Below are 20,233 nucleotides of genomic sequence, written 5' to 3'. Positions count from 1 at the left end.
TCATTTCCTCCAATGCGTGGGCACGATGATCAGCGCACCGATCGAGGACAGTACCGCGTCCAACCCCGGCGGGCCAAAGCTGATGCCGAACATGATGCGGACGAAATAGAACAGGAAGGCACCACCCACGCAGATGATGATCGATTGCAGATAGCCGTTATGGGTAAAGCCGGTCTGTTCAGACAGATAGCCCACGATCCCGGCGATCACGACGGTGCCCATCAGGATCATGAACATCTGGCTTTACTCCGATGATAGGTGGGTGCCGACCGGGATGGGCCAGCCCCGCAGAAAGGTTTCCCTATCCTGCGCGCCTTTGCCCGCCCTTTGCAAGCGCAGCAGCTCAACCGCGCCTTCACCACAGGCCACGCGCAGGTGGTCGTCCAACACCTCACCCGGAGTGCCCTGCCCTTCGACCAGCCGCGAGGCGAGGAGTTTGATCCGGTTGCCCCCGACTTCGGTCCATGCGCCGGGGAATGGAGAGAGACCGCGGATTTTTCTGTCGACTTCAGATGCGGGGGCCGACCAGTCGATCCGCGCCTCGGCTTTGTCGATCTTGGCGGCGTAGGTCACGCCGTCCTCGGGCTGCGGGTCAGGTGTAAGGCTGGGCAGTTCGGCCAGAGCCTCAACGATCAGCGCCGCGCCCATATCCGACAGGCGGTCATGGAGTTGCGCGGTGGTTTCCTCGATGCCGATATCGGTGGCCTCGCGCAGCAGAACGGGGCCGGTATCCAGCCCGGCCTCCATCTGCATGATGCAGATACCGGTCTGCGCGTCACCCGCCATGATCGCGCGATGGATCGGGGCGGCCCCGCGCCAGCGGGGCAGCAGGCTGGCGTGGATGTTCAGGCAGCCATGGGTCGGTGCGTCCAGAATGACTTGCGGCAGGATCAGTCCATAGGCGACGACGACCGCGATATCGGCGTTCAGCGCGGCAAAGCTGGCCTGTTCTTCGGGCGATTTCAGCGAGGTGGGGTGGCGCACCTCGAGACCCAGCGCCTCGGCGCGGGCGTGGACCGGCGAAGGGCGGTCCTTTTTGCCCCGGCCCGCAGGACGCGGGGGTTGGCAGTAGACGGCGGCAATATCATACCCCGTGTTCACCAGCGCATCCAGTACCGGGACCGAGAAATCGGGGGTTCCCATGAAGATTATGCGCATCGTCGGCTCCGGGGGTTGGTTGGGTGCCGGGCTGAAGCCCGGCCTACGTGGATTTGCGCGCCTTGCGCAGCAGCATGTCGCGTTTGACCTTGCTGAGGCGGTCGAAATACATCCGCCCGTTCAGGTGGTCGATCTGGTGCTGCACGCTGGTGGCCTCGATGCCGACGAAATCGCGGCGGTCGATCTGGCCTTGTTCGTTGAGGAATTTCACAGTCACTGCGCGCGGTCGCTTCACCTTGGCGGACACGCCGGGCAAGTTCGGGCTGGCCTCGTCATGCTCGCGCAGTTCGACCGAGCTGTGCAGGATCTCGGGATTGGCCAGCCGCACGGCTTTGCCCCGCTGGGTCGAACCATCCACGACGGCCAGACGCAGCATCACCCCGATCTGAGGCGCGGCGAGACCGACACCCGGCATCGCCTCCATCGTGTCGATCATGTCGACCCAGATGGCGCGGATGTCATCGGTGATTTCAGAGACTTCTTCAGCCTTGGTGCGCAGGCGCTTGTCGGGCCACGGTAGGCAGGTCCGCACCGTCATGTGCGGGCCTTTTCGCGCTTGAGCTTCTGCATTTTGCGCGTGATCATCTGGCGTTTGAGCGGCTTGAGATAATCGATGAACAGCTTGCCGTTCAGATGGTCGATCTCGTGCTGAACACAGGTCGCCCAGAGATTATCAAAGGTTTCCTGCTGCAGATTGCCATCGCGATCCAGCCAGGTGACATCCACAGTCTTAGGACGGGTCACTTCGGCATATTGCTCGGGGATCGACAGGCAGCCTTCTTCGTAGACATTGGTCTCGTCTGACGACGCGATAACCTCGGGATTGAACATCACCAGCGGGCGCGGGGCTTCGCCTTCTTCCTTGACGCAATCCACCACGATCAACCGGTCCAACACGCCGATCTGCGGTGCCGCAAGGCCAATACCGGGCGCGTCATACATCGTCTCCAGCATGTCATCAGCCAGTTTGCGCAGTTCGTCGGTGATGTCGGCCACCGGCGCGCAGACCTTTTTCAGGCGGGGATCGGGATGGATCAGGATATTGCGTTTCATGAGGCTGATTTAGGCCATCGCGCCCGCCACCGCAACGGCCCCCTTGCACATGGCGGATTTGAGGTTAGCTTCGCCTCGACAGATGGAGATGACATGACTTTCAACGACCTGATCGACCGCCGGGGCACCAACTCTTCAAAATGGGACAAGATGGAGCAGCTCTATGGTGTCTCGCCCGAGGATGGGCTGGCCATGTGGACCGCCGATTCTGACTATGCCACTGCCCCTTGCGTGATTGAGGCCGTGCACAAGGCCGCCGATCATGGTGCATTTGGGTATTCTTGGATGCACCCAGATTATCTGAACGCGGTCCAGTGGTGGATGAAGACCCGCCACAATTGGGAGGTCGACACCGATTGGGTGCTGACCTCGCAGGGTCTGGGCAATGCGATCGCCCTGTGTCTGGATGTCTGGAGCGAGCCCGGAAATGGGGTGGTCATCTTTTCGCCCGTCTACCATGAGTTTGCGCACAAGGTGAACAAATCCGGCCGCCGCGTGGTTGAATGCCCTCTAGTACGTGACGGCGACAGCTATGCGCTTGATCTGGACGATGCGCAGTCGCGGCTGGACGGTTCGGAAAAGCTGCTGTTGTGGTGCTCGCCGCAGAACCCTTCGGGTCGGGTTTGGTCGCCGGATGAGCTGCGTGCGGTAGCAGCTTTTGCAGAACGTAACGGACTGATCCTGGTTTCGGATGAGATTCACCACGATCTGGTTTATCCGGGCAATACCTTCGTGCCGATGGATGTGGCCGCCCCGGATGCGCGTCCCTGGACCGTGACTCTGACCGCGGCGTCGAAGACATTCAATATCGCGGGCCAGCGCACCGGTAACATGATCATACCCGACGCCAAGCTGCGGGCAGAGATGCGACACCGGATCACCACTCTGGACTATGATCCAAGTGCGCTGGGGGTGGTGATGATCACCGCCGCTTATTCTCCAGAAGGGGCGAAATGGGTCGATGAACAGGTCGCCCATCTGGATGCCAACAGAAAACTGTTCGATGCCACCACCGCCGAGATTCCGGGCCTGTGGTCGATGCCGCTGCAGGCGACATACCTGGCCTGGGTCGATTTCTCGGGCACCGGGATGAGCCATGATGAATTTGTCCGCCGTCTGCGCGAGGACGCTCAGATCGCGACATCTTCAGGTCCCGGCTTCGGCACCGGTGGAGAAACCTTCGAGCGGTTCAATCTGGCCACGCAACGCGCGCGGGTGGAAGAGGCTTGCGCCCGCCTCAAACGCGCCTTTGGCGATTTGCAATAATCCCCGTCCGAGAACGAACGGAGCCACATCATGCCCAACCAACTCTTTGCGCTTCCGGACGTCCCGAGCATCCCGGTACAGGGGGAACAGTTGACCTATCCGATAGGGCGGATTTTCTGTGTGGGCCGCAACTATGCCGCCCACGCTGCCGAGATGGGGCATGAGGTGGATCGTCAGGCGCCGTTCTATTTCACCAAATCCGCGCCCAACACAGTTCTGACCGGGGCACAAGTGCCATATCCGGCTGGTACCGAGGATTATCATCACGAAATGGAACTGGCCGTTGCGATCGGGAAACCGGTCTTCCAGGCCACGGCAGCGCAGGCCCGGGCGGCGATCTTTGCCTATGGGTGTGCCCTGGACATGACGCGCCGCGACCTGCAGATCCGAGAGCGCAACAAACAGCGCCCTTGGGATCTGGGAAAGGATGTGGAAAACGGCGCGGTCTTCGCCCCGCTGACCCGCGCCGATCATTGGAGCCCATCGGATGACAAGCGCATCTATCTCAGCGTCAATGGGCAGGTGAAACAGGACGCCACCTTGTCCGAGCTGGTTTGGAAGATTGATGAACTGATCTGCCATCTATCCGGTTTCTATCATTTGCGCCCCGGCGATCTGATCCTGACCGGCACACCCGCTGGGGTCGGGCCCGTGGTCGCCGGAGACCGAATCGAAGGCGGCATCGATGGTTTGGACCCTGTGCACCTAACCCTGACGGCCCACGACTAATCGTCCGGCCCGATACCTGAAAATCTTGTGGCACCATTGCCGCCCGAGCGTCGACTGCGCTTCGGTGCCACAGGTCAATCGGTGAGCGTGTCAGTCGCGGTTTTCAAGCAGTGCGATAGGTGCATCCGGCGCGCGGTAGAAATCCAGCGGGGCCTTGTCGGCTGCCACAGTGCTACGCTTGAACTCATAGCGCATCTCACCCACCGCTTCTTCATCTGCGATGATCAGGCACTGATACATGTGATTGGCACCGTCATAGATATCGACGAGCCCACGCAGGCGCGGCGTGGTTTCGGCCTCGACGGTGAAACCATCCTTCCACAATGTGAGAATCTTGAAACTATTGTCGCCAAACTCCACCCGCAAACGGCTGGATTTCTTCAATGTAGCGATTCGGGCGGCATCCAATTCAGCGCGAATTTCCTTAGAAACATAGGTACTCATAATAAACTTCCCCCAGAACTTTCTTTATTGTGGACCAGCTTGTGTAAAAATCCAGTGAACTGTCTCACTTGGACCCGAGATTTACGATCTGTTGCGCAGGTGTCCCGATGACACTGTGCGCGGATGCAGGTCAGTTGCGCGCGCGGTGAAATAGGAACCTGAGCCGCAACAGCCTATCTTTGTCTCAATCGCAATGCGGAGGAATGACGATGGGCCTGCTTGTCGACGGCGTTTGGCATGACACCTGGTATGATACCAAATCCACTGGCGGGGCGTTCAAACGTTCGGCCGCACAGTTTCGCAACTGGATCACGGCCGATGGGGCACCTGGCCCCTCGGGGCGTGGCGGATTCGAGGCGGAGAGCGGGCGATATCATCTGTATGTCTCTCACGCCTGCCCCTGGGCGCATCGCACGCTGATCTTTCGCGAGTTGAAGGGGTTGCGAGAACACATCTCAGTCTCGGTGGTACATCCGGATATGCTGGATAAAGGTTGGACCTTTGAGACAGACGACCATGGAGCGACAGGAGACAAACTGTTCGGACATGACTTTGCCCATCAGATCTATACCCGTGCCGACCCCAACTATTCAGGCCGGGTGACGGTGCCGATCCTGTGGGACAAAGTGGAAAAGACCATCGTCTCGAACGAAAGCTCGGAAATAATCCGCATGTTCAATTCGGCTTTCAACGGGATCACCGGCAACACCGACGACTACTGGCCCGAGGCGATGCGGGACGAGATCGAAGAGGTCAACGCGCGCATCTATTCCGATGTAAATAATGGGGTGTACAAATGCGGCTTCGCCACCTCGCAAGAGGCGTATGACGCGGCCATTGACCCTCTGTTCGACACGCTGGATTGGCTTGAGGATCGTCTGTCACGCAACCGCTATCTGATGGGTGACCGCGTGACCGAGGCCGACTGGCGCTTGTTCACCACGCTGATCCGGTTCGACCCGGTTTATCACCTGCATTTCAAATGCAACAAACGGCGGCTGGTGGATTACCCGAAACTCTGGGCCTTTACCCGCGAGCTTTATCAGTGGCCCGGCGTGGCCGAGACGGTGAACATGAACCACATTGTGCGCCACTATCACTACAGCCACGATAGCATCAATCCGCATCGGATCATTCCGGTGAACCCAGAGCTGGATTATTTAGAACCCCATGGACGAGATCAGCGCCCGGCGGCGTAGTGCTCGACCATTGCTGCCAGATCCTCGGGCGGGGTCGAGCTTTGCACATAGGCGCAGGCATTCGCACTATGGGCAAAGATGGACCCGTCCGAGAAGAATGTGGTGTTGGTGACAAAGATCACCCGCGCCTCGGGCCTGCGATAGCTTGCAAAATCGGCAACCGCCAAGGCGCTGCCGGTTTCCAAAACCAGATCCAACACGATGATATCGAAGGCTGTGCCATAGAGCGCCAATATTGCAGCCTCTTGCGTCTCAACCAAAGTGACCTCGGCCTCCTGCCTTTGCAGATGCCGTTGCCAGACCCGACCTAGATCGGGGTTACTCTCAACAATCAGTACTTTCATTTGCAACAACCTCGGCACGTGATAAGGGTGAGTGGTGCCGACCCCTGTTGTCCGTGATCACGCGATTTCCTTAACAAAGTGTTAACAGCGCCCGCACAGGGCCATGAACTGGCGGATTCTCTTGTATGAGCGGCAAAAATCCGCTTGAAGCATACGAAATAGGCGATTCCGGCTGGGGCTGATGGTTGGACAGAATGACAGATTGAACCCTCGAGCCGCGCGCGATCATGGCGGGGGTCTGGATGGCGCGATGGCCCGGTTCGGGGGCGTTCGCACGGACTGGATCGACCTGTCAACGGGGATCAACCCGCACGCTTATCTGGTCTCGGGCCTGCAGCAGTCGGACTGGATGGAACTGCCCGATCATGGCGCGTTCGAACGCCTGTCGGACGCGGCGCGGGAGGTTTGGAACGTGCCGGATGGGGCCGAGATTCTGCCCTCTCCCGGCGCTTCAGCGGTGATTGCCCGCTTGCCCGCGCTGGCCAAAGCGGGCCGCGTGCAGATCACGATGCCAACCTATAACGAGCATGCCGCCGCGTTCACCGCGCAGGGCTGGACGGTGCGCGAAACCGGCCCCGCCGAGGCGCGCGTCATCGTGCACCCCAACAATCCCGATGGGCGCATCTGGCAAGAGACGGATGTCGACGCCCTGCTGACTGTGATTGACGAAAGCTTCTGTGACGTCACCCCCGACGCTTCGCTGATCCATCTGGCTGAACGGCCCGGCATCGTGGTGTTGAAGAGTTTCGGCAAGTTTTGGGGGCTGGCCGGGTTGCGGCTGGGTTTTGCGATCGGCCATCCCGATCTGATTGCACGATTGAATGACCTGACGGGACCCTGGGCGGTTTCCGGCCCGGCGCTGCGGATCGGAACGCAAGCGCTGCGCGATGTAAAATGGGCCGATGAAACCCGCAAGCGTCTGGCAAATGACGCAACCCGGCTGGATCAGCTTGTAACGGCTCAAGGTGCGCGGTTGATCGGTGGGACCAGCCTGTTCCGCCTCTATGACGTAGACGATGCCACCGCATGGCAGGACCGGCTGGCACGGGCGCATATCTGGAGCCGTATATTCCCCTATTCCAGAACCTACTTGCGCCTTGGATTACCGCCAGCAGACGGCTGGGTCCGTTTGGAAGCAGCGCTGTGAGCACCGCGTTTCTATTGGTCTGCGCCATGTGTCTTGACGCAGCACTGGGTGAGCCGGATTGGCTGTGGTCGCGGATTCGCCACCCTGCCGTGTTGATGGGCAACGCGATTGGCTGGCTAGACAACCGGCTGAACCTTGATGCGTATCGCCGCCTCAAAGGGGTTGCGACGGTACTCATCCTGGTTGTGGCGGCACTCATCCTTGGCCGGTTGCTGGCACTGCTTGGTCCGATCGTCGAGATCGTGGTCTGCGCCATCCTTCTGGCACAGAAATCCCTGATCACCCATGTTCGCGCAGTTGGCGAAGGCCTGTTGACCTCGCTTGCCGAAGGGCGCGCTCAGGTCGCCATGATCGTCTCGCGCGATACGCGGGACATGACCGAGGCGCAGGTGGCGCGCTCGGCCATCGAAAGCGCAGCCGAAAACCTGAGCGACGGGGTGATTGCCCCAGCCTTCTGGTTTCTAGTCGGGGGTCTGCCGGGGCTGCTGGTCTACAAGGTCGTCAACACCGCCGACAGTATGATCGGCTATCGCAACGACAAGTACCGCGCCTTCGGTTGGGCAGCGGCGCGGCTGGACGATCTGCTGAACCTTGTCCCGGCACGCCTGACGTTTGTATTGATCGTGGCGCTGACCGGCCAATGGTCGCGCTGGGGAGAAATGGTAGAGGATGCAAGCCGTCATATCTCACCCAACGCAGGCTGGCCCGAGGCCGCGATGGCACGCGCGCTGGATATCGCGCTGGCCGGGCCGCGCAGCTATGACGGGCAGATGCGGGATCTCGCCTGGGTAAACGGGAATGCCCGGCAAGATATCGACGCGGCAGAGGTTTTTCGCGCATCCAACATGCTCTGGCAGGTTTGGGGGCTTGCGCTTGGGCTCGTGTCGGTGTGGGTTGGGTTCAACTTCATATTCTGACGGATCAGCCTTATGCGTTTCCTTTCCGGCCTTATTGCCGCCGCCTTCTTCGCCTCACCCGCCCTTGCCCAGTGCGGCGGTGGGTTCAATACCTTCGTCAAAGGGCTGAAAGCCGAAGCCATTCAGCAGGGTTTCGACAAGTCCACCGTTGACAGCTTCTTCAACGGCGTGCGGCAGGACGGAGCCGTTCTGAAAGCCGACCGCGCGCAGGGCGTATTCCAAAAACCCTTCATCGACTTCTCGCGCCGCCTGATCTCGCAAAACCGGATCGACCGGGGCAAGGCCATGTCAGAGAAGTACGATGCCGTATTTGACCGGATTGAGCGTGAATACGGCATTTCGCGAGGTGTGCTGCTAGCGTTCTGGGCTTTTGAGACCGACTACGGCGCGTTTCAGGGTGATTTCAACACCCGAAACGCGCTGGTGACGCTTGCCCATGACTGCCGCCGCCCCGAGCTGTTCCGGCCGCAAATCTTCGCTGCCATCGAGCTGTATCAACAACGCAATTTCGACCCGACCCGCACCACCGGCGCATGGGCGGGCGAGATTGGCATGGTGCAGATGCTGCCGCGCGACATTTTGGAAAACGGCGTGGATGGGGACGGAGATGGCAAGGTTTCGCTAAAAACCTCGGCGCCGGATGCACTGATGTCCGGGGCCAAGATGCTGTCACACCTGGGTTGGCAACCGGGTCAGCCATGGCTGCAGCAGGTCACCGTGCCCGCGCAGATGGACTGGTCTCTCTCTGGCCCCGGCAAGCCCCGCTCGGTGTCCGAGTGGCAGGCGATGGGCGTGCAGGCGCGCAGCGGGTCGTTGGTAAATCTGTCTGCCTCGCTGATCCTGCCACAGGGACACAAGGGCCCTGCGTTCCTCGCTTATCCGAATTTCGATGTTTATTTCGAATGGAACCAGAGCTTCGTTTACGTCCTGACGGCCGCCTATTTCGGCACACGGCTGGAAGGCGCGCAGATCTACGACGCAGGCAACCCAACGCCGGGGCTGACCGGCGCTCAGATGAAGCAGTTGCAGACAAAATTGCAGGCGCGGGGGCACGACGTGGGCAAGATCGACGGCATACTTGGGGCCGGAACACGCGCAGCGGTGCAGGCCGAACAGGTACGACTAGGTCTACCGGCCGATGCCTGGCCAACGACACAGCTGTTGAACCAGCTATAAGGATCAGCGCCTAGGCGACCTTTGCCGGTTCGCGTTTCACAGATGGATCGAACGCATGGATTGATACCACCGAGCCTTCTGTAACGATGGCGGTATTGGGTTCAATTTCGACCCAGCCGTCACTGTCTGCATCAAGCGGTTCGGACGATATCACTATTCCGTCGTCGGAGGTCCGGTAATGCAGACTGGGTGCATAACGATCAGACGCATAGCGCGCCGCAAATACACGCTTGCCATCTGACCAGCACGCCGCAAACCGCATATAGGGTAACGACCCGCATTGTCGGGACAGCGCTTCCACCCGCCCTACGGCCCGTGCCATTGCGCCGATCGGGTTTGAATCCAGACCTTCACCATGAGCAATCAGAAAGATCGCCTCGCTTTCCGTGGCACCCATTCGGTGCCCGTACAAATGTGCCGGGATCATTGAGTCGAGCTCTTGCCGGATTTGGTCATGCCCACCAGCCTGGCCATTATGCATGAAGCTCCATTTGCCAACACCGAACGGGTGGCAATTGTTACGCGAAGTCGCAGTGCCAGTCGACGCTCGCACATGGGCCAGAAACAGTCGTGATCGAGTGTGATGTGCCAGTTGCTTGAGATTTGCATCGGACCACGCGGGATGAGTGTCCTTGTAGAAACAAGGCGTTTCGCGATCAGAATACCAGGCCAGTCCAAACCCATCAGCATTGATCGGTGTCTTCCCTATCAATGCGTTGCGGCTTTGAATGACCAGCGATTGCTCCTGCTCTTGAATCAACTCATCCAGATATCGCTGTTCCCCAACCCAAGCTAAAAAACGGCACATTTTGTGAACCCCATGAAATCTATTGATCTGGAGCATTCTACAACTTCAACAGCTAAAAATTATCCCGTTCTTCACCCTATGCGATCATAATTTCTATCGATATGTCGCTTTGGCTGGCAAAAACAGATCAATTACTCGCTCTTGATCGGATAGCGGTCACCTTTCTCGTCGATCAGGATCAACCGTTCCCCACTGCGAACATACAGATCGCACCGGCTGAATCCGTTGCGATAGGCGATGCAGACGCTGCCATCCTGGGCGATGGAATACGTACCAAAGGCAGTATCCCCGCTGGCGTAGGTGTAGGAATAGGCCCCTCCGGCCGAAAATTTGGACTGGCCGTCGTCGTAGAAAGTTAGTGTACGACCTGCCAGCGTCTCAAGTTCCTGAGGCGACAATGGGATGTCGCCGGGCTTGGTGGGCCAGTCGGCAGCCCAGAGGGGATTGGCCGCCAGCAATGCGAGAATGAAGTATCGGATCATGATGCCAGCCTAACCTGATATGCGGGCGATGGCTCATAACGTTGCGGTGATCGTTCAGGCGACCATCTGCTCGGCCTTTTTCAGATCGACCGAGACCAGCTGACTGACTCCCTGTTCCTGCATCGTCACGCCGAACAGCCGGTCCATCCGCGCCATGGTCACCGCGTGGTGGGTGATGATCAGGAAGCGCGTATCGGTCTGGCGGCACATTTCGTCCAGCAAGTCGCAGAAGCGGGTGACGTTGGCGTCATCCAGCGGCGCGTCGACCTCGTCCAGAACGCAGATCGGGGCCGGGTTGGCGAGGAAGACGCCAAAGATCAGCGCCGTTGCCGTCAGGGTCTGTTCCCCGCCCGACAGCAGGCTGAGGGTCGAGAGTTTCTTGCCCGGTGGCTGGCACATGATCTCAAGACCCGCATCCAGCGGATCGTCGCTTTCGACCATGACCAGATTGGCCTCACCGCCGCCAAATAGGTGCTTGAACAGCATGGCAAAGTTCGAGTTCACCTGTTCAAACGCGGTCAGCAAACGTTCGCGGCCTTCGCGGTTGAGACTGGCAATACCGCTGCGCAGGGCTTTGATTGCCTCTTCCAGATCAGCCTTTTCACCGTTCAGCGTGTCGAACTCTTCCTGAACTTCCTTGCTATCCTCTTCGGCACGCAGATTCACCGCGCCCATCGCATCACGCTGACGCTTGTGGCGGTTCACTTCGGCCTCCAGCGCGTCGGCGGCGGGCATCTGATCGGGGTTGGTGTCGAGCTGGTTCAGCAACTGGTTTGGTGTCAGTTGCTGATCCTCAGCAATCCGCTCCGCCGCTGCGACCACACTCTCCTTGGCCGCATCACAACGCGCCTCTGCCGCCGCACGGGTCTCGCGCGCCTCGGAGGCCAGACGTTCGGCCTCGCGCTCGGCAAGAACCACCTCGCGCTGCGCTGTCTCGGCTTCCGCCAGCTTGTCAGCGGCCTCGGCCCGGCGAGCTTCGGCAGTTTCGATCAACTCGTTCAATTCTTCCCGCGCCTCGGCGATTTCGCCGGGAGCGGCCATTGCTTCGGACAGCTCCTCTTCCGAGCTTTCCTTGCGCTCGGCCAGTTCGGAAATCCGCTTCTCGGCCGTTTCCAAACGGTGCCGCCAACCGCTGAGGTCCTTGGTGACCTCCTGCGAACGCCGGGTCCGAGCCTCACCTTCACGACGCAACTCGTCATGGGTCGAGCGGTGGGTCAGCATGGTGATCCGTGCCGCCTCGACCGTCTGTTTGATGTCCTCGACCTGCGCGCGGGCGCTGTCGAGGTCGCCCAGTCCGGTCAGCGCGCCCTCAGCCTCGCGCAGTTGCGCGCGGGCAGACATTGCATCTTCCTTATGGCGGTCAACAGCCAGTGTTAGTGTCTCCAGCTTGCCTTGTGCCAGATTGCGATCGGCCTCAGCTCGGCTGAGCTGACGTGCGGATTCGGCCATGCGCTGATCAGCGGCGCGGCGGGCCTCGCGGGCGCGACGGTCGGCTTCAGTTACGTCGGCCAGTTGCTGGGACAGCGCCTCATGCGCGGCACGGGCACCATCGGCTTGCGCCTCAGTCCGGGTCAGTTCCTGCTTCAACGTTTCCAGCTTGTTCAGCTGTTCCAGCCGCAGGGCAGCGGCGCTTGGCGCGTCCTCGGCCCATGCGCGGAACCCGTCCCAGCGCCACAGGTCGCCCGAGCGCGAGACCAGCCGTTGCCCGGGCTTCAGCGAGGCCTGGAGCCGCGCGCCTTGATCAGCATCGACCAGACCGATCTGCGCGATCCGGCGGCTGAGACGGTCGGGACCGGACACATGCAAGGCCAGGGGCTCGGCCCCGTCCGGCAAGGACTGGTCGTTGTCATAGCCTGCCACCTGCACCCAGCCCGACGGCCCGTCGCCCTCGACCAGCGGGGCGCGCAGGTCATCAGCCAGTGCTGCCCCCAGCGCTTTTTCATAGCCCGAAGCCACGCGCAGCAGGTCGAGCACCTGCCCACCCTCAGCCGTGTCGCGCTCGACCAGTTTGGCCAGCGCGGTGGTTTCGGCGCGGATCGCGCCGAGTTCCCCTTCGGCCTCGGAGCGCTTGGCGCGCGCCTCGGCCTCTCGCGCCTGCGTGTCATTGCGCAGCTCATCGGCAGCGGCCAGCGCTTCTTCGGCGGCCTCAGCGGCTTCGCGGGCTTCTTCTTCGCCCTCCTGCGCCGTCTCGAAGGCCTCGCTGGCGCGGGACAGGGCATTGCGCGCCTCGTCCACAGCGGCGCGGGCCTTTTCCTCTTCGCCCTCGGAACGGGCAAGTGTCTTGCGACTGTCCTCGACCAGACGCTGCGCCGATTGGTGGCGAGCGACCAGACGGGCCATGTCTTCGGTTTCCTGCGACAGGTGATCTTCGCGGTCCTGCAGAACCGAGGCGGCCTCGCGGGCTATTTCCGCAGCTTCGGCGACCTTCTCGTCATAACCCTCGGCGGCTTTGGCAAGCTCGCGGGCCTCCCATTCCAGCCGTTCGATCATCTCACCCGCATCCCGGTTCAGGCCGGATTCACGTTCGATGTCGTTCCCCAACTGCTGGATTCGGTTGGTCAGAGTCTCGATCGTCTGGCGCGCGCGGGTTTCCTGATCCGAGAGCTGATCGCGCTGCACCTGATGGCGTTGCAGGACGGCGGCAGCGATGGCCTCTTCCTCGCGCAGGGGCGGCAGGGTTTCCTCGATCTCGACACGCTTGGCGGCGGATTCGCGGGCGGATGCTTCGGCGCGCGAGGCTTCGGTGATCCGGTCTCGCAGCTTTTCTTCTGCCGTCTGACGGGCCATGTCGGCCTCTTTCCAGCGACGATAGAGCAGCATCCCTTCGGCTTGACGCAGCTGTTCGCCAATCTCGCGGTAGCGCGCGGCCTGACGGGCCTGCCGGGCGAGTTGCGCCAACTGGCCGCCCAACTGTTCCAGCACGTCATCGACGCGAGTCAGATTAGCCTCTGTGCCTTTGAGTTTCAGCTCGGCCTCGTGGCGACGTTGATAGAGGCCTGAGATGCCCGCAGCCTCTTCCAGAATGCGGCGGCGCGCGCGAGGCTTGGCGTTGATCAGCTCAGCAATGCGGTTCTGCCCCACCAGCGCAGGCGAATGCGCCCCGGTCGAAGCGTCGGCGAACAGCATCTGCACGTCGCGGGCGCGGACATCCTTGCCGTTGGTCTTATAGGCGCTGCCCACGTCGCGGGTGATGCGGCGGACAATCTCCAACTGGTCACTGTCATTGAAGCCGGATGGCGCCAGACGTTCCGAGTTATCCATGGTTAGGACCACCTCGGCAAAGTTCCTTGCGGGCCGGGTCGCCGCGCCCGCAAAGATCACATCCTCCATCGCCCCGCCGCGCATGGATTTGGGGCGGTTTTCGCCCATCACCCAGCGCAGAGCTTCAAGAAGGTTGGATTTGCCACAGCCATTGGGACCGACGACTCCGGTCAACCCGTCCGCGATGATCAGATCGGTCGGGTCCACGAAGCTTTTGAAGCCGGTCAGTTTGAGTTTGCTAAAGCGCAATGGCTGCTCTTGGTGTGATTCCTATGGTTAGGAAGTCTGCGCAACGGATGGGGGAGGTGTCAACGTGATTGCGCAGGATATGGGATGATTGGCCGAGTTATCCACAACATCTTGGCAAGACTACGCAGGTTCTCGCGTATCTCAATACGGCGAGCATTCGAAGATCTGATATCCGTAATCTTCGTAATAGCCATAATCGACGCATTCATAAGGACGGCGAAGGAGCGCTCCAAAAATCAGCTTTTCCCCCAGTTCCTGGTCGCAGCCCAGCACGCCCACAGTGACGGCCGCATCGCCCAGAACATCCAGAAGCGGACAGCCCGAGACCTGCGCCATCGCCAGCGCGGCGCGGTCGCGGATCAGACCAAGGCGCGGCGCGTATTGCGGGTTTATGCGGACGGCTTCGGCCAGTTCGTCGCGGACGCGGACGTCAAACACGCTGCCATTTACCGAGATGCGCGTCGCGGGCAACTCGCGAAAATAAGGCGTGCCGCCCGAACAGGCCGCCAGCAGCAGGACGGCAAGCAGACGGATCATACCGCCGTTCTTGCGGCAATATGGTTAATGAATCCTTTCCCAGATCAGGCGCGCAGCACCTCTCCCAACCGGCGGATACCTTCGCGGATCGTATCCTCATCGGAATTGGAAAAGCTCAGCCGGATCGTGTTGGCCCCGGTGTCATCAGGGTAGAACGCCTGACCCGGGACAAAGGCCAACTTGACTGTTTCAAGCGCCCGGGCCAGCAAGTCGGCCCCGTTCACCTCTTTGGGCAACGTGACCCAGATGAACATACCGCCTTCGGGTCGGGTCCATTCCACACCATCGGGCATATGCTGGTCCAGCGCTTCAAGCATGGCGTCGCGGCGTGCGGCATAAGTACGGCACAGCATCGGAACATGTGATTCAAAGCAGTCCCGCGCCACCTGATAGACAGCCATCTGGTTGATCGTCGAAGAATGCAGATCAGAGGCCTGCTTCAACAACACCAGTTGCGATATTACCGGTTTGGCAGCCACGACCCAACCGACGCGCAATCCGGGCGACAGGGTTTTCGAATAGCTGCCGCAATAGATCGTTCGGCAGGCCTCAATCGAGCCTTTGCGGGCCTGTTCCAGCGCCATGATTGGGGGGATCGGGTCGCCATCATAGCGCAGTGCCTGATAGGCCCCATCCTCGATCACAGCACAGTCCAATTCCTCGGCCAGATCCAACAGCGCTTCCCTGCCCCGCAGGTCGACGGTCTCACCCGTCGGGTTGGCGAAATCAGCGGAGAGATAAGCGAACTTGATCGGACTGCCATCCGCCGCTTCTCGGTACTCAGCCGCACCACGATTGCCGTTGACACTGAGCTGATCGAAGCGCGGCTCATAAGCGTCAAAGGCATTCAGCGCGCCCAGATAGGTGGGCCAGCCGACCAGCGCGGTATCGCCCGGCGATAGAAACAGCTTACCCAGATAATCCAGCGCCTGCTGAGAACCGGAGGTGATCAGGATGTTGTCGATGTCGCACTCCACACCTATCCCGCGCATGTAGCCAATCAGCCAATGGCGCAAGGGCGCATAGCCCTCGCTGACAGAGTATTGCAGGGCCTGCGCCTGTTGATCCGGGCCTAGCGCATTCTGGAACGCCTCGGCAAAGGCCTCAGCCGGGAACAGGTTCGGGTCAGGGATACCACCTGCGAACGAAATGATACCGGGCTCGCCCAGAAGCTTCAGTAATTCGCGGATTTCGGATGCTTTCATTCGGGATGCGCGGGTGGCGTATAGCTGATCCATCGTTGCGGGCCTCCTCCGCCCTTAGGTCGCAGACTAGGCAATGCACCTCTTATGTCAATAATACTGACCCAATGTTTCAACCTGTGTGAGCGGCTTGAACGCGCCCCGCAATCGTGGTCAAGTGAGTTGACCAATTTCAGATGTTAGCCGGATGCCTTTTCAAAAAGTTCAGACCGAAAAACTGTCTCTGGCCGTGGTTCGCCAGATTGAGTTGTTGATCCTGCGCGGCATCCTGCGCCCCGGCGAGCGCCTACCCTCGGAAAGGGAACTGGCCGAGCGGATGGGCGTGTCGCGCCCCTCGCTACGCGAGGCGATCGCTGATCTGCAGGATCAGGGATTGCTGACCGCCAAGGCCGGGTCAGGCATCTATGTGGCCGAGGTTCTAGGCTCGGCCTTCTCGCCCGCTTTAATCCGGTTGTTCGGCAATCACGACGAGGCGGTGTTCGACTATCTCTCGTTCCGGCGCGATATGGAGGGGCTGGCCGCCGAGCGCGCCGCGCGGATGGGATCTGACAGCGATCTGAAAGTGGTGCAGACCATACTGGACAAGATGGAAACCGCCCACGCGCGTAACGCTGCCGAAGAAGAGGCGCATCTGGACGCCCAGTTTCACATGGCCATCATCGAGGCCAGTCATAACGTAGTGATGCTGCATATGATGCGGTCGATGTTCGATCTGCTGCGACAGGGCGTATTCTACAACCGCCGGATCATGTTCCAGCAGCGCACCACCCGCGATGCCATTCTGGACCAGCACCGCGCCATCAACACAGCACTACAAGATCGCGACCCAAAGGGGGCGCGCCGGGCGGTCGAGGACCATCTGAATTTTGTCAAAAGCTGCATGGCCGATCAGCAGAAGGCCCTGCACAATGAAGAAATCGCGCAGCAGCGACTGAAGCACGAGACCGGCGAGGTCTAATGTTTATAGGACATTTACCGGGCGCCTACTTGATCTTCCGAACGACTGCGCCGAACCTGGGCAAGCTTGCATTTGCAGCTGCGATGATCGGAGCCGTGGCGCCAGATATAGACATATTCTGGTTTTATCTTATCGATGATCGCGGGCACCATCATCATTCCTACCTGACACACCGACCAATCATCTGGGCGAGCATTCTGCTTTTAGGTCTCCTGATCCGACAATGGCGCCTACAAATCGGGACTTTCCTGACCTTCCTGGGCGCGGGCGGGTTGGTTCACATGTTATTGGATTCGATCACGGGTGAGGTCACATGGATATGGCCCTTTTCGGACGCGACATATCCGTTAGTCACGGTACAGGCGACCCATTCTCATTGGATATTGTCATTTCTCAATCATTGGACGTTCAAGATCGAGATTTTGATCACGATGGTTGCTATATTCGTCTGGGTCATGACCCGGCGCCGAGCAAAGAAACCTAAACAAAGTCACGATAGAAAAACCCGGGAACCTCAGGGCCCCGGGTTTCATTAAGTCGCGTGATCAATGTGATCAGTGCAGCTTTTCACCGACATCCGCGATGGATGCGTCGATAAGCTTGTTCGCCTGCGTAGCGGTCATTTGCTTGGCTAGAACGGCTTTCGCTGCGGAAACTGCAACGGTGACGGCCTGATCGCGAACTTCCTTGACTGCTGAGGCCTCAGCCGATGCGATCTGATCCTGTGCAGCCGCAAGACGGCGTGCAATGGATTTCTCCAGATCGACCTTGGCTTGCTCAGCGGCCAATGCCGCGTCCTGCTTCGCCGCTTCGACGATGGCGTCGGCCTGTGTCTGCACCTCGCGTTGCTTGCGCTCATACGAGGCTAGCAGGCTACGCGCTTCTTCATGCAGGGCACGTGCTTCGTCCAGTTCGGACTGGATGCCTTCGGCACGTTTGTCCAATGCACCACCGATCATGCCGGGGACCTTGAAGTAGAACAGGACCGCGATGAAAACGATGAAGCCCAGCAGGACCACAAAATCGGTGTTACCAAGCGAAAAGAACGGTCCGCTTGCAGCCAGCGCAGGGCTGGCGGCTCCAACGGTCAGGATAAGGGCAAGAGTGTTCCGCATGTCACTTATCCTTTCGTCTGCGCGTCTACTGCTCTGTTGATGGCTTTGGCATCCGCCTCGCCGCCCAGTGCGGTGACCAGTTCAGCCGCCGTATCCTTGGCAACCACTTGAATGCTTTCCAGCGCACCGGCACGGATTTGGGCAATAGCCTTTTCCGATTCAGCCGCCTTTGCAGCGATTTCCGCGTCCGCCTTGGCAATCGCATCATCCAGACCAGACTGGATTTCCGCACGCGCTTCCGCTGCGATACGCTGTGCCTCAGAACGGGCATCGGCCAGCGCCTTGTTATAGGCCTCTTCGGCCTCGACCGCCTTGGCCTTCAGATCTTCGGCCGCAGCCAGGTCATTTGTAATGGTCCCCTGACGTTCCGCCAGGATTGCCGCGATGCGCGGCAGCGCCACGCGGGACAGGACCAGAAAGATGACGACCAGCGTAATGACCAGCCAGAAAATCTGGTTGGGGAACCAATCGAAGCAGAGCTGCGGCATCCCGATGGCAGAGCCATAGGAGTCGACGCACGAGCCGGCTACTTCTTCGGCAATAGGTTCTGTCGCCATGATATCCTCCGTCGGAACGTAGTCTTTACAACAGATGGGCCGCTATGGCTTGGGCCCATCTGCGCGTAAGGATCAGGTTCCGCAGATTATACGGCGAACATCAGCAGCAGCGAGACCAGGAATGCAAAGATCCCCAGGGCTTCTGCGAACGCGATACCGATGAACAGGGTTGCAGTCTGCGATGCAGCTGCCGAAGGATTGCGCAGGGCGCCGGCCAGGAAGTTGCCTGCAACGTTGCCCACCCCGATTGCGGCTGCGCCGGAACCGATTGCTGCCAGGCCTGCGCCGATGTGTGCGAGATCGCCTTCCATGATGTGTCTCCTTACGAATTGGAAGTTTCGATGTTGGGTGTTCGGACCTTAGTGCGACGGATGCAGTGCATCTTTCAGATAAACACAGGTCAGAATGGTGAATACGTAGGCCTGAATGAAGGCCACCAGGACCTCAAGACCATACATTGCGGTGATCGCAAGAACCGACACGGGCGAGATCACGGCAATCGCGGCGAAGCCTGCGAAAACCTTGATAACCGCGTGGCCAGCCATGACGTTACCAGCAAGACGAATAGAGTGGCTGACGGGGCGTACAAAGTACGAAATCAGCTCGATGATCGCCAGGATCGGGCGCAGCGCCAAAGGCGCGCTGGAGACCCAGAACAGACCCAGAAACCCTGCACCGTTCTTGACAAAACCCAGAATGGTCACGGTCAGGAACACGGCCAAAGCCAGCGGGATGGTGACTGCAAAATGCGATGTGGTGGTGAACGAGGTCGGGATCAGGCCCAAGAAGTTCGCGGTTACGATGAACATGAACAAGGTCATGACATAGGGGAAGAACTTGACGCCTTCCTTGCCGCAAATGTCTTCAAGCATCTTGTAGATGAAGCCATAGGCCAGTTCTGCAATCGACTGCATGCGGCTTGGGACGATCGCGCGCTTGGACGTTGGCAGAACCAACAGAGCCACCACGGCCAATACGGCAAAGAACAGCCACAGAGTCACATTGGTGACCGTGAACATGCCAACCGCACCGTCGCCGAACAACGGCTTGACGATGAACTGGTCCATCGGGTGGAATACCAGGCTGCTGCCTTCTGCTGCGGTGGTCTCGGTCGCCACGTTCAGTCCCTCTCGTCCTTCTCGGCCGCATTTGCAGCCGTTTGTTTCTCTTGAACCTCTTTCGCGCTGCGGAGCATAACCTTCACGCCCGCGACAAGGCCCAGCAATGTAAATAGCACCAGAAAGATCGGGATCGTCCCGAGCAGGCTATCAAGCCCGTATCCGATGCCAAATCCGATCCCCAGACCGGATACCATTTCGATGACCATCCTCCAGGCAAGCTCACCCCCGGACACGTCAGCATCTGCGCGAGGCTTGGGCGCTTTGGCCTTTTTTGCCGCGTCGATCTTGGCCTCCAGCTGCGCCATACGCTGCTTTTGGTCATCATCGGTCACGGGCGTTTCCCTCGCACAGTCTTGGGTAGGGTGCTAAGGGTCTGAGGGCGCAGAGTCAACGCTGTTAACCGCCCGCCCAGAACATCGTTAACCAATTGATTTATATAATATTAATCTAACTTCACTCAAATCATCCCATTCGTTAAAACAGGCCAAACGGGCGAATTGGGCGAATTCT

General features: G+C 59.8%; 24 protein-coding genes. 8 read left to right on the top strand and 16 right to left on the bottom strand.

The features are described from left to right. The 4 genes from ACR0MQ_RS13920 to def (ACR0MQ_RS13905) are packed head-to-tail and all read right to left on the bottom strand — an operon-like array spanning position 1 to position 2,211. Entirely contained in the window at positions 1 to 237 is a 237-nt protein-coding gene (locus ACR0MQ_RS13920) for a hypothetical protein (RefSeq protein ID WP_170475814.1), read from the bottom strand. Positions 238 to 243: 6 nt separating this feature from the next. Next, positions 244 to 1,158 (bottom strand): methionyl-tRNA formyltransferase, encoded by a 915-nt coding sequence (gene fmt / locus ACR0MQ_RS13915; RefSeq protein WP_170771038.1) that lies wholly within the window; start codon positions 1,156 to 1,158, stop codon positions 244 to 246. A gap of 43 nt (positions 1,159 to 1,201) precedes the next feature. Continuing rightward, positions 1,202 to 1,696, bottom strand: coding sequence for a peptide deformylase (def, locus tag ACR0MQ_RS13910; protein ID WP_170475810.1), 495 nt, complete (start codon positions 1,694 to 1,696; stop codon positions 1,202 to 1,204). Then, the gene (def, locus tag ACR0MQ_RS13905) at positions 1,693 to 2,211 is read right to left on the bottom strand and encodes a peptide deformylase (RefSeq protein ID WP_170475808.1); all 519 of its coding nucleotides are present in this window, start codon (positions 2,209 to 2,211) and stop codon (positions 1,693 to 1,695) included. Before def (ACR0MQ_RS13905) ends, def (ACR0MQ_RS13910) begins: the two co-directional genes overlap by 4 nt. A 93-nt stretch (positions 2,212 to 2,304) precedes the next feature. Between def (ACR0MQ_RS13905) and ACR0MQ_RS13900 the strand changes: the two genes are divergently transcribed. Both ACR0MQ_RS13900 and ACR0MQ_RS13895 read left to right on the top strand, forming a co-directional pair. Continuing rightward, on the top strand, positions 2,305 to 3,477 hold the full coding sequence (locus ACR0MQ_RS13900) for a MalY/PatB family protein (protein WP_480608929.1): 1,173 nt from the start codon (positions 2,305 to 2,307) through the stop codon (positions 3,475 to 3,477). A gap of 30 nt (positions 3,478 to 3,507) precedes the next feature. Next, positions 3,508 to 4,206, top strand: coding sequence for a fumarylacetoacetate hydrolase family protein (locus ACR0MQ_RS13895; protein ID WP_480608826.1), 699 nt, complete (start codon positions 3,508 to 3,510; stop codon positions 4,204 to 4,206). A gap of 90 nt (positions 4,207 to 4,296) precedes the next feature. On the opposite strand, the gene ACR0MQ_RS13890 is transcribed toward ACR0MQ_RS13895, so the two are convergent. Further along, entirely contained in the window at positions 4,297 to 4,650 is a 354-nt protein-coding gene (locus ACR0MQ_RS13890; protein ID WP_010437652.1) for a hypothetical protein, read from the bottom strand. A 209-nt stretch (positions 4,651 to 4,859) separates the two neighbouring features. Between ACR0MQ_RS13890 and ACR0MQ_RS13885 the strand changes: the two genes are divergently transcribed. Further along, a complete protein-coding gene (locus tag ACR0MQ_RS13885; RefSeq protein ID WP_170771044.1) occupies positions 4,860 to 5,849 on the top strand; it encodes a glutathione S-transferase family protein in 990 nt (329 codons plus the stop codon). Here ACR0MQ_RS13885 and ACR0MQ_RS13880 read toward each other — a convergent pair. Beyond that, entirely contained in the window at positions 5,831 to 6,193 is a 363-nt protein-coding gene (locus tag ACR0MQ_RS13880) for a response regulator transcription factor (RefSeq protein WP_008756687.1), read from the bottom strand. The two genes, ACR0MQ_RS13885 and ACR0MQ_RS13880, sit on opposite strands and share 19 nt — an antisense overlap. 181 nt (positions 6,194 to 6,374) lie before the next feature. Here ACR0MQ_RS13880 and cobD point away from each other — a divergent pair, with 181 nt between their 5' ends. From cobD to ACR0MQ_RS13865, 3 genes are read left to right on the top strand one after another with little or no spacing between them, the layout of a single operon-like run. Then, positions 6,375 to 7,340, top strand: coding sequence for a threonine-phosphate decarboxylase CobD (cobD, locus tag ACR0MQ_RS13875; protein ID WP_480608824.1), 966 nt, complete (start codon positions 6,375 to 6,377; stop codon positions 7,338 to 7,340). Then, positions 7,337 to 8,257: an adenosylcobinamide-phosphate synthase CbiB gene (gene cbiB, locus ACR0MQ_RS13870; RefSeq protein ID WP_480608822.1), complete on the top strand. Its 921-nt coding sequence runs from the start codon at positions 7,337 to 7,339 to the stop codon at positions 8,255 to 8,257. The genes cobD and cbiB overlap by 4 nt, the downstream gene beginning before the upstream one ends. Positions 8,258 to 8,269: 12 nt before the next feature. Further along, entirely contained in the window at positions 8,270 to 9,433 is a 1,164-nt protein-coding gene (locus ACR0MQ_RS13865) for a lytic murein transglycosylase (protein WP_480608820.1), read from the top strand. A gap of 10 nt (positions 9,434 to 9,443) precedes the next feature. Here the strand turns inward: ACR0MQ_RS13865 and ACR0MQ_RS13860 are convergent, their stop codons facing one another. The 5 genes from ACR0MQ_RS13860 to ACR0MQ_RS13840 form a co-directional block, all read right to left on the bottom strand. Then, positions 9,444 to 10,241, bottom strand: coding sequence for a class II glutamine amidotransferase (locus ACR0MQ_RS13860; protein ID WP_480608818.1), 798 nt, complete (start codon positions 10,239 to 10,241; stop codon positions 9,444 to 9,446). A 131-nt stretch (positions 10,242 to 10,372) separates the two neighbouring features. Then, positions 10,373 to 10,723 (bottom strand): hypothetical protein, encoded by a 351-nt coding sequence (locus tag ACR0MQ_RS13855; protein ID WP_480608816.1) that lies wholly within the window; start codon positions 10,721 to 10,723, stop codon positions 10,373 to 10,375. A gap of 54 nt (positions 10,724 to 10,777) precedes the next feature. Further along, complete coding sequence (locus ACR0MQ_RS13850; protein WP_480608814.1) at positions 10,778 to 14,233, bottom strand: chromosome segregation SMC family protein; 3,456 nt, start codon at positions 14,231 to 14,233, stop codon at positions 10,778 to 10,780. 141 nt (positions 14,234 to 14,374) lie between these two features. Continuing rightward, positions 14,375 to 14,770, bottom strand: a complete 396-nt coding sequence (locus ACR0MQ_RS13845; RefSeq protein ID WP_170475791.1) for a hypothetical protein — start codon at positions 14,768 to 14,770, stop codon at positions 14,375 to 14,377. 44 nt (positions 14,771 to 14,814) lie between these two features. Beyond that, positions 14,815 to 16,008, bottom strand: coding sequence for an aminotransferase-like domain-containing protein (locus tag ACR0MQ_RS13840; protein WP_170771056.1), 1,194 nt, complete (start codon positions 16,006 to 16,008; stop codon positions 14,815 to 14,817). 151 nt (positions 16,009 to 16,159) lie between these two features. Between ACR0MQ_RS13840 and ACR0MQ_RS13835 the strand changes: the two genes are divergently transcribed. Continuing rightward, positions 16,160 to 16,930 carry an FCD domain-containing protein gene (locus ACR0MQ_RS13835; RefSeq protein WP_170475787.1) on the top strand — a complete coding sequence of 257 codons (771 nt, stop codon included), beginning with the start codon at positions 16,160 to 16,162 and terminating at the stop codon, positions 16,928 to 16,930. Next, the gene (locus ACR0MQ_RS13830; RefSeq protein ID WP_480608812.1) at positions 16,930 to 17,466 is read left to right on the top strand and encodes a metal-dependent hydrolase; all 537 of its coding nucleotides are present in this window, start codon (positions 16,930 to 16,932) and stop codon (positions 17,464 to 17,466) included. The genes ACR0MQ_RS13835 and ACR0MQ_RS13830 overlap by 1 nt, the downstream gene beginning before the upstream one ends. An 18-nt stretch (positions 17,467 to 17,484) precedes the next feature. Here the strand turns inward: ACR0MQ_RS13830 and ACR0MQ_RS13825 are convergent, their stop codons facing one another. The 5 genes from ACR0MQ_RS13825 to ACR0MQ_RS13805 all read right to left on the bottom strand — a co-directional run bounded on the left by ACR0MQ_RS13825 (position 17,485) and on the right by ACR0MQ_RS13805 (position 20,055). Next, a complete protein-coding gene (locus ACR0MQ_RS13825) occupies positions 17,485 to 18,045 on the bottom strand; it encodes a F0F1 ATP synthase subunit B (RefSeq protein ID WP_170475783.1) in 561 nt (186 codons plus the stop codon). A 5-nt stretch (positions 18,046 to 18,050) separates the two neighbouring features. Continuing rightward, on the bottom strand, positions 18,051 to 18,602 hold the full coding sequence (locus ACR0MQ_RS13820; protein ID WP_480608810.1) for a F0F1 ATP synthase subunit B': 552 nt from the start codon (positions 18,600 to 18,602) through the stop codon (positions 18,051 to 18,053). An 86-nt stretch (positions 18,603 to 18,688) separates the two neighbouring features. Then, the gene (locus tag ACR0MQ_RS13815; RefSeq protein ID WP_005981269.1) at positions 18,689 to 18,913 is read right to left on the bottom strand and encodes a F0F1 ATP synthase subunit C; all 225 of its coding nucleotides are present in this window, start codon (positions 18,911 to 18,913) and stop codon (positions 18,689 to 18,691) included. 48 nt (positions 18,914 to 18,961) lie between these two features. Next, positions 18,962 to 19,720: a F0F1 ATP synthase subunit A gene (locus tag ACR0MQ_RS13810; RefSeq protein WP_010437618.1), complete on the bottom strand. Its 759-nt coding sequence runs from the start codon at positions 19,718 to 19,720 to the stop codon at positions 18,962 to 18,964. A gap of 2 nt (positions 19,721 to 19,722) precedes the next feature. Then, complete coding sequence (locus ACR0MQ_RS13805) at positions 19,723 to 20,055, bottom strand: AtpZ/AtpI family protein (RefSeq protein WP_170543010.1); 333 nt, start codon at positions 20,053 to 20,055, stop codon at positions 19,723 to 19,725. Between the last annotated feature and the right edge of the window lie 178 nt (positions 20,056 to 20,233).

Source organism: Ruegeria sp. AN6, assembly GCF_056540425.1.
The sequence above is the reverse complement of the archived record's forward strand: the minus strand, read 5'-3'. Positions and strand labels throughout refer to the sequence as shown.

What these genes read in the sequence shown, in the direction of transcription:
- ACR0MQ_RS13830 (WP_480608812.1), top strand. Translation starts at nt 16,930, where the DNA reads ATGTTTATAGGACATTTACCGGGCGCCTACTTGATCTTCCGAACGACT.
- cobD (WP_480608824.1), top strand. Translation starts at nt 6,375, where the DNA reads ATGGTTGGACAGAATGACAGATTGAACCCTCGAGCCGCGCGCGATCAT.
- ACR0MQ_RS13900 (WP_480608929.1), top strand. Translation starts at nt 2,305, where the DNA reads ATGACTTTCAACGACCTGATCGACCGCCGGGGCACCAACTCTTCAAAA.
- ACR0MQ_RS13865 (WP_480608820.1), top strand. Translation starts at nt 8,270, where the DNA reads ATGCGTTTCCTTTCCGGCCTTATTGCCGCCGCCTTCTTCGCCTCACCC.
- ACR0MQ_RS13890 (WP_010437652.1), bottom strand. Translation starts at nt 4,650, where the DNA reads ATGAGTACCTATGTTTCTAAGGAAATTCGCGCTGAATTGGATGCCGCC.
- fmt (WP_170771038.1), bottom strand. Translation starts at nt 1,158, where the DNA reads ATGCGCATAATCTTCATGGGAACCCCCGATTTCTCGGTCCCGGTACTG.
- ACR0MQ_RS13815 (WP_005981269.1), bottom strand. Translation starts at nt 18,913, where the DNA reads ATGGAAGGCGATCTCGCACACATCGGCGCAGGCCTGGCAGCAATCGGT.
- ACR0MQ_RS13845 (WP_170475791.1), bottom strand. Translation starts at nt 14,770, where the DNA reads ATGATCCGTCTGCTTGCCGTCCTGCTGCTGGCGGCCTGTTCGGGCGGC.
- ACR0MQ_RS13835 (WP_170475787.1), top strand. Translation starts at nt 16,160, where the DNA reads ATGCCTTTTCAAAAAGTTCAGACCGAAAAACTGTCTCTGGCCGTGGTT.
- ACR0MQ_RS13825 (WP_170475783.1), bottom strand. Translation starts at nt 18,045, where the DNA reads ATGCGGAACACTCTTGCCCTTATCCTGACCGTTGGAGCCGCCAGCCCT.
- ACR0MQ_RS13855 (WP_480608816.1), bottom strand. Translation starts at nt 10,723, where the DNA reads ATGATCCGATACTTCATTCTCGCATTGCTGGCGGCCAATCCCCTCTGG.
- ACR0MQ_RS13885 (WP_170771044.1), top strand. Translation starts at nt 4,860, where the DNA reads ATGGGCCTGCTTGTCGACGGCGTTTGGCATGACACCTGGTATGATACC.
- ACR0MQ_RS13840 (WP_170771056.1), bottom strand. Translation starts at nt 16,008, where the DNA reads ATGGATCAGCTATACGCCACCCGCGCATCCCGAATGAAAGCATCCGAA.
- ACR0MQ_RS13820 (WP_480608810.1), bottom strand. Translation starts at nt 18,602, where the DNA reads ATGGCGACAGAACCTATTGCCGAAGAAGTAGCCGGCTCGTGCGTCGAC.
- ACR0MQ_RS13920 (WP_170475814.1), bottom strand. Translation starts at nt 237, where the DNA reads ATGTTCATGATCCTGATGGGCACCGTCGTGATCGCCGGGATCGTGGGC.
- ACR0MQ_RS13895 (WP_480608826.1), top strand. Translation starts at nt 3,508, where the DNA reads ATGCCCAACCAACTCTTTGCGCTTCCGGACGTCCCGAGCATCCCGGTA.
- ACR0MQ_RS13860 (WP_480608818.1), bottom strand. Translation starts at nt 10,241, where the DNA reads ATGTGCCGTTTTTTAGCTTGGGTTGGGGAACAGCGATATCTGGATGAG.
- ACR0MQ_RS13880 (WP_008756687.1), bottom strand. Translation starts at nt 6,193, where the DNA reads ATGAAAGTACTGATTGTTGAGAGTAACCCCGATCTAGGTCGGGTCTGG.
- def (WP_170475808.1), bottom strand. Translation starts at nt 2,211, where the DNA reads ATGAAACGCAATATCCTGATCCATCCCGATCCCCGCCTGAAAAAGGTC.
- def (WP_170475810.1), bottom strand. Translation starts at nt 1,696, where the DNA reads ATGACGGTGCGGACCTGCCTACCGTGGCCCGACAAGCGCCTGCGCACC.